The following is a 263-nucleotide window of genomic DNA, read 5'->3' on the forward strand; positions in this document are numbered from 1 at the left end:
GGTGCAGGGTGGGCCGGCGGCGGGCTGTACCGCGAGCCTCGCCATCGATGAGGCTGGGCTGCCGGGTGGCACCCTGGCCGGCGCGACCGTCGCCATCCTGCTGGACCAGGAAGGCACCTACACGACGCAGGTGACAGTGGGCGGCCAGTCGGCGGTCCTGTCCTCGACCGGACTGCCGGACTTCCTGTCCTTCTCGGGTGATCTCTACGACGAGTTTCTAGCCTTCAGCGTCGGCTTCAACGACTTCGGCTGGACCTTCGATG

At 67.7% G+C, this 263-nt stretch carries 1 protein-coding gene; it reads left to right on the forward strand.

Annotated elements, in window-relative coordinates:
- The coding region (locus tag ACSNOK_RS34675; protein ID WP_436784687.1) for a hypothetical protein at nt 1–263 on the forward strand (263 nt) is incomplete at both ends.

Origin of the sequence: Streptomyces sp. URMC 126 (assembly GCF_051386555.1) — a bacterium.
Taxonomy (GTDB): domain Bacteria; phylum Actinomycetota; class Actinomycetes; order Streptomycetales; family Streptomycetaceae; genus Streptomyces.